This window comes from Treponema sp. R80B11-R83G3 (assembly GCF_054786115.1).
On sequence record NZ_BDHF01000014.1, the window covers coordinates 21,883 to 29,194 of the forward strand.

The window sequence follows — 7,312 nt, forward strand, 5'->3', positions numbered from 1 at the left end:
AATGCCCAACATTGCCAACGGCAAATTCAACGAACAAGAACTTGAAGACGCAATGATCGAGTTGTTGCAAAAAGAAGGATACACCCACGTTCAAGGCGAGACTTTGCATCGCCGTTTTGATGAAGTTCTTCTTGAAGATGATATTAACGCTTATCTGCAATCAGCATACGGCAATGAGAAACTTACACCGAATGAAATTACAAAAATAATCAACAATATAAAACTTGTATCGCCTTATCCCTTGTACGACGGGAACAGGGAAACCTTCTACCTGATAAACGAAGGTTTTGACATAGCCAGAGATGATCCGGCAAAACGGAATATCCATATCAATCTGATTGACTTTGAAACTCCCCAAAATAATATCTTTAAGGCGGTAAACCAATTTTCGGTAGAAGACAGGCTCCTTAGGCGTCCCGATCTTTTATTGTTTGTCAACGGCATACCGATTGTTATCTGCGAATTCAAGACGGCTATCGAAGAAAATAAAACCATATTTGACGCTTGGAAACAGATACACAACCGCTACAACCGTGATATTCCCAAATTAATGAAGTACTGTTTTATTTCAATTATATGCGACGGGGTGAATTCAAAGATGGGGACTATCTTTACACCTTATGAATATTATTATTCATGGCGTAAAGAAAATTATGGCGAGCCATCTGCGGACGGTATAGAAGCGTCTTTCACGCTGATAAAAGGAGCGTTAAGCCCCGTTAGGCTTCTTGCCATTTTAAGGGATTTTATCGCGTATAGGGACTCAAGCGGCATGGAGAGAGCCGACGTGTGCCGCTATCCTCAATATTTCGCATCTTTAATGATGCTTCAAAACATTGAGTCCCATTTAAAACCTCACGGCGACGGAAAGGGAGGAACATATTTCGGCGCTACTGGCTGCGGTAAAACCCATATCATGCTGTACTTGAGCCGCCTGTTATCTTTACGAAAACGTGAAACTTTTAATAACCCTACCATCGTAATAATAGAAGACCGTGAAGATTTGGACGATCAAACCAGCGAATTGTTTGTCGCCTCAAAACGGTTCCTTCATGAGGAGAACGTAAAAAGCATTGAGAACAGAGGCGATTTAAAAGGCGAGTTGGGCAACCGTGAAAGCGGCGGAATATTTATCACCACCATTCAGAAATTTTGCGAAAAGACCGGTCTGCTTTCTGAGAGGAACAATATTGTCTGTATTTCCGATGAAGCCCACAGGACGCAGACGAATGACGGCTCAAAATTAAAAATTACCTCGGAGGGCATTAAGAAAACTTACGGTTTTGCAAAATACCTTAGGGATTCATTCCCAAACGCAACTTATACCGGGTTTACGGGAACGCCGATAGACGAAACCCTTCATGTTTTCGGCGACGTGGTAGCCCAATACACCATGCAGGAATCCTGTGATGACGGCATCACGGTTAGAATAACTTACGAGCCCCGTCTTGCCCGTGTTCTGCTTTCTGAAAATCAGGCGAAAGAAATCCAGCAGTATTACAACCAGTGCCTTGTGGACGGCGCAAACACCGAGCAGGTTGAAAAAAGCAAGCGGGCGATGAGCGAACTAAGAAAGATACTCGGTCATTCTGAACGGCAAAAAAAACTTGCGGCGGATATAGTAAGCCACTACGAAGCGTTATGCCGTGAAAAACCGCAAATCGTTATGAAAGCCATGATAGTCTGCGATGACCGCCAGCTTGCGTATCAGCTATATAAAGAGATTATCAACTTAAAACCGGAATGGAATATTCCGAAAAAATCCGAAAACGACGAGGCTTTGTCAAAAGAAGAAGCTGAAAAACTTATGCCTCTTGAAAAAATAAAACTGGTAGCGACCAGAGACAAAGACGATGAAAAGAAGCTTTATGAACTGCTTGGCGACAGGGAGTACCGTAAAAAACTGGACAAACAATTCAAGAAAAATAATTCCAACTTTAAAATCGCCATTGTCGTTGATATGTGGATAACAGGTTTTGATGTGCCTTCCCTTGCGGTTATGTACATCGACAAGCCGATACAGCGGCATACCCTTATACAGACCATTTCCCGCGTGAACAGGGTATTTGAAGGCAAAGATAAAGGGCTGGTTGTTGACTACATCGGAATAAAAGAAGACATGATGCAGGCGGTAAAAAAATACTCCGGTCCCCAGGGAAGCCCCTTTGAGGAACTGGAAACGTCCCTTAATGTTTTTAGAAACCATTTACAGCTTGTTTCGAATATAATGCATGAGTTTAACAAAGACAAATTTTTTAACGGTACGCCCCTTGAACGTCTTATCTGCCTGAATAACGCCGCTGAATTTGTGCAAATTAAAAAAGACATTGAAACTCGTTTTATGAACCTTACTCTTAAACTGAAAGCGGCTTATGAAATCTGCTTTCCGTCCGGGCATCTTACCGACAGCGAAGTCGAACAGGCTCAATTTTATCTGGCTATCCGTTCCGTGATATACAAGCAAACCAAAGGAAACACCCCCGACGCTGAAGTTATGAACCGCCATGTGGAAGAAATGGTCATGCGGGCTATGAGCTGTTCCGGCATTGAAAACATAGTAAACCACAAGGAAGGCGACGATATTTTTAGCGAGGAGTTTAAAAAACAGCTTGATGAAATAAAAATGCCCATCACGAAGTTTAACGCTCTTGTACAGCTTCTTAAAAGGGCGATAACCGCTTACGGTAAAACCAACAAAGTAAAAGCCATTGTTTTTGACGAGCGTCTGAAAAAGGTAGTAGAGCAGTATAACAACAGGGACAAGCTTACTTTTACAAGCGATGTTGTTGCGGATATTGTCAACGGTCTTTCCGATGAACTTATCAAAATTATTGACGATCTTAAAGATGACAAAAACTCCTTTGAAAAACTGGGCATTACTTATGAAGAAAAGATTTTTTACGATATTTTGGTTAAAGTCCGTGACGATCACGGTTTTGAGTACTCCGAGGATAAATGTATCATTCTTGCCGGAGAAATTAAGAAACTGGTCGATGACAAGTCAAAATACATAGATTGGGCCGCCCGAGAAGACATAAAAAACGAGCTTAACATGGACTTGACCAAGCTTCTGTATAAAAACGGGTATCCGCCTGATTGGGACGATGAAGTTTTTCAGCAGGTTTTGGAGCAATCGGAAAACTATAAAAAATATTCCGTTGCTGTAGAATATGAATATCCAAACACACAAAACGGTTACGGTTACGCAATGGCGGCGGAAAACCATTGAAATACTTTTTTGTGAACTAATTTGTACGGCTTTTTTTACAAGGTAAACGGCGGGTATTGCAATTACGCCTTTTGAAGAGGGAGTTTTTTCAATTTATCTGCCGCCCACAAATTCGCTATTCATAAATCTTCCTTCATCAACTTTGCCGTCGGGGTAGGTCATTTTTCCCAAGCCTGTTTGTTCTCCGTCAACCCAATCGCCTTCGTATACGCTGCCGTAAATATATGTTAATTTTCCTTTGCCGTGGGGTTTGCCGTTTACTAAGTCGCCCTCATACACTGAGCCATCTTTATATGTCAGTTTTCCTTTGATGGTTTCTATCATAAAAATCTCCTTTGCGTTTTTTCTGCCTTTAATTTTACCATAACCCTGCCTATTTGAATAGTGAATCGGGAGTAAATCTTCGGAATTTATTTCTTGCCCTATATGCAATTTTATATTATTATAAATATAGGAGACAAAAATTTGGGTATCCATGAATCGGCGGAAATGTATTTGGAGACAATTCATGTTTTAGGCCTCAAGGGAAGCCCCGTCCGTTCTATAGATATTGTGAACGAACTTGAATACTCAAAGCCAAGCGTAAGCGTCGCAATGAAAAATCTGAAGTCTCAAGGTTATATTGCAATAGATGATGAAGGTTACATAACACTGACTGCCAAGGGGCGCAAAATCGCTGAGACAATGTATGAACGCCATGTCGCGATTTCCGACTGGCTTATTTTTTTGGGCGTCGATAAAAAAACGGCAGTAAACGACGCCTGCAAAATGGAACACGCCATGAGCGAAAAAAGTTTTACAGCGATAAAAAAACATATTGAAAACTTGCCTAACCTCAAAAAATGAGCAAATGAATACGGTGATAAAGAAGCCCGACCACATAAAAGTGGAGAATGAAAAAAATAAAAAGAACAATCATCAGAAAATAACCTATACTGGTTTTTTATAGTTTAAATCACTTTTATGTGGTCGGGTTATTTCGATGTCAAATTGTACACTCCGTCCCATGTGTCTTTAGGCGGGCTGCTTATAAATTGCTTGCACCTATCAAGATAAATGCTTGAAGGGCTGTCATCGGGTACTATTGACATCGCCTCTTGGAAACCTTTTTCCGCTTGCGTCCAATCGCGTTTTTCAAAATAGTCAAGCGCTTCATGAAAGACTTGTACAAGTTTCTTTTGCTTATCGCCGGCCTGATCCGCCATATCTACAAGTTCGCATAGGCGCACAGGCTCATTGATGCCGACAACGCGCACACGGTCAAGTTTTCTGTAAAGCAACGCGTCCCCGGTTTCGCGCACCGTATCTTCCGAGGCAAGTATCCATGTTCCGTATTGTTTGTTTACTCCCTCAAGACGCGCCGCAAGATTTACCGCATTTCCCATAATTGTATAGTTCATCTTGTTGGCGGTACCCATGTTACCCGCTACCATGAAACCGGTATTAACGCCTATGCGCGTTAAAAGAGGCGAGGGTGACAATTTTTGCTCCATGATTGTTTTGTTTAACTCAACTTCCAGCTTTCTCATTGTAATGGCAGAAACGCACGCCCGCAGAGCGTGATCGGTAAGATCGAGAGGAGCGCCGAAGAACGCGATAATAGCGTCGCCTTCGTACTTGTCTATCGTGCCTTTTTCGGCAAGAATCACGTCACTCATCGCGCTTAAATATTTATTTAACAGGCTTACAAGATCTTCAGGATCAAGTTTTTCGGAAATTGTGGAAAATCCTTTAACGTCCGTAAAAATAGCGGTCATGTGGCGTTTTGTGCCGCCCAACTGTAAACGCGAAGGATCGGAAATAATTTCTTTTACCACGTCGCCTGAAACATAAGTGGAAAATGCGGTACGGATAAAGTTTTTTTCTTTCTCGGAATTGGCGTAAGAAATAATTTCACGGATAATAATAGCGATAATCATCGACATTATTATTCCAAGCGGCCCCAGAAAAAATCCTGAAAAACGGAATATCAAAACAGCGGCAATAAAGATGAACAATACCGCGCCAAATCCCAACGCGGCGCGGTAAACAGGCGCAAGCTTTTCAGTAATTATGAAAAATAACGGGACAAAAATAAGCATAAAAATTATCTTCCAGATATTATCAAGACAAACAATAAAAGATTTTGTAAGAATCGTATCCAGCACAACGCCGTGAGTGCCTACATTAATGTATTTGCCATAAAAAGGATTCGCGCCATAGTCGGTAGTTCCCGTATCAACACGTCCAATGATAACAAATTTATCATTTAAATTTTTTATATTATAGTCGGTAATTTCCTGATAACGGGCCAGATTTACTTCAAGCACGTTAAATAACGAAATGATATAATCGGCTTCATCTTCTATTTCACCGGATAAATTCGGATTCATTTCGATTAACTGATCGCTGACTGCCTTTATCTTCGATACGGGATCATCCTTTAATACTTCACCTAACATTTCATAAGCTCTATTTCTATATTCAAGAAAAGCGCCAAAAGAATCATTGGAAGCGTTTTCCATTGCGTTATTTCTTGATTCACGCGCCATGTCAAGAAACTGCGTCATATTACTAAGAACAACCGGAATGGGAATCAATGTCTTGTCAAGCTGTGAGAAAAAACTCATGTCTTCGGCGGCAAGAGCGCGGCTGTATTTTTCAATTTCCGCTTCTATTTCGTCTAACAAACTGAATTCCGCAAATGAAACGTGGGTATAACTGTCATTGTAATCCTTTTTAGGCCAGTCAAGCATCATTCTGCCTTTTGAATCCAGCGGGATAACTAAATCTTCAATTTTTCCGTCCAAAAGTTTCACCTGCTTGACGGTCAATTTGCGTTTTTGCAGAAATATTTCCGGCCTGCCAAGATAATCGATCAGCGGGGCAAAGGCAAGCTGCAAGTACCAATGATCGTGCATATTCTGCGTCAGATAGATACGCCTTCTTACGCCGTCATTATCAATTTCTACATTGGTATAACCGGCTCCTTTCGCGGCTGTGGCAAAAATCGGAAGGGCGGGTAAAATATCGACTGCCCCTTCCCCGCGAAACGCGTTAGGCGCTGCATTTACAGGGTACGAAAAAAGTTCTTCCGCCATTGGGCGGCGTTCCGCCTGTTCGCCATTCAGGGGATAAGCCCACAAATTGACCGTAGACCAGCTATTGCCATTCAGGGCAATCGCCTGCGCCAAATAAATATCATTATCACGGGCGACGCTCTGGGCTTTGGAATAAAGTCCCGTCTTTTCTCTTTCTATCATATTGGAAAGGTCTTTGGCATAATTTGAAAGCTCGTTACGCGCCATACGCCCCGATCCAAACGCGGAAAAAATATCCTGCGCGGATGAATTGATTTCCGAAAAACTGCGCTCAAAATCGTTGGCAAGCCCCTGTTCAAGATAGAGACTGTCTACTCCCTGAGGACCGCGATCAATGTACTCAATATCGAAAATGACGGCCCTTGCGCCGTATTCTTTTAAGCGTAAAAGACCGTCCGCAGTTATGGAGCGCGGCCATGGGAAAAAACCATAATACGCGATAGCTTGATCGTTTACATCAAGAAAGACAACGCTGTCTATATGCTCGCGATTCGCCCGAAAGCGAAGAAAAAAATCGTAAAGACTGTCTTCCATCGAAGTTAACGCGCCAACTAAATATAGTAATGAAAATACTGCCGCAGCAGCCAAACCTATAAGGGCATTTTTCCAATGTTTCATAGCTTAGTTTACAATATATTTTTGTCTTTGTTAAGGATAATTTACTATAATATTCATCTCGCTGTTACTTGCCTTAGCCCTTGACGGCATTTCTATATCCACACCGATGGGCGGCAGAACTTTAACCGAATTTTCGGCGTTCACCTTCGGATCAGAAACAGTACCGTCTGCGTTTGAGGAGCTTGAATTACCGCCCGTAACAAGGACTCCCGCTCCGCTAACGCCGGTGAACAAAATTTTGCCTTCGATGCCGTATAAGTTATAGGCGTCCATCTCGAAAGTTGTCCCTCTGACGGAAGCGGTGGCGCTGGGGCTTTGCACGTTAAGGTTTGTTTTTGTGCCGGCGGGAGGTTTTACCTCAACTCTCACTTTTCCCGACTGCAAA

At 42.2% G+C, this 7,312-nt stretch carries 5 protein-coding genes; 2 read left to right on the top strand and 3 right to left on the bottom strand.

What is annotated here, in order from left to right; all coding sequences use genetic code 11:
* Nucleotide 1: 1 nt before the first annotated feature.
* Nucleotides 2-3,229 carry a type I restriction endonuclease subunit R gene (locus tag ACYVRH_RS03745; RefSeq protein WP_461255593.1) on the top strand — a complete coding sequence of 1,076 codons (3,228 nt, stop codon included), beginning with the start codon at nt 2-4 and terminating at the stop codon, nt 3,227-3,229.
* Between the two features lie 93 nt (nt 3,230-3,322).
* On the opposite strand, the gene ACYVRH_RS03750 is transcribed toward ACYVRH_RS03745, so the two are convergent.
* Complete coding sequence (locus ACYVRH_RS03750) at nt 3,323-3,553, bottom strand: hypothetical protein (protein ID WP_461255594.1); 231 nt, start codon at nt 3,551-3,553, stop codon at nt 3,323-3,325.
* A 141-nt stretch (nt 3,554-3,694) separates the two neighbouring features.
* Here ACYVRH_RS03750 and ACYVRH_RS03755 point away from each other — a divergent pair, with 141 nt between their 5' ends.
* A complete protein-coding gene (locus ACYVRH_RS03755; RefSeq protein ID WP_461255595.1) occupies nt 3,695-4,075 on the top strand; it encodes a metal-dependent transcriptional regulator in 381 nt (126 codons plus the stop codon).
* A gap of 128 nt (nt 4,076-4,203) precedes the next feature.
* Here ACYVRH_RS03755 and ACYVRH_RS03760 read toward each other — a convergent pair whose 3' ends face one another.
* A complete protein-coding gene (locus ACYVRH_RS03760; protein WP_461255596.1) occupies nt 4,204-6,927 on the bottom strand; it encodes a CHASE2 domain-containing protein in 2,724 nt (907 codons plus the stop codon).
* Nucleotides 6,928-6,957: 30 nt separating this feature from the next.
* Nucleotides 6,958-7,312: FecR family protein (locus ACYVRH_RS03765; RefSeq protein WP_461255597.1), on the bottom strand; the 355-nt coding region annotated here is incomplete at its 5' end.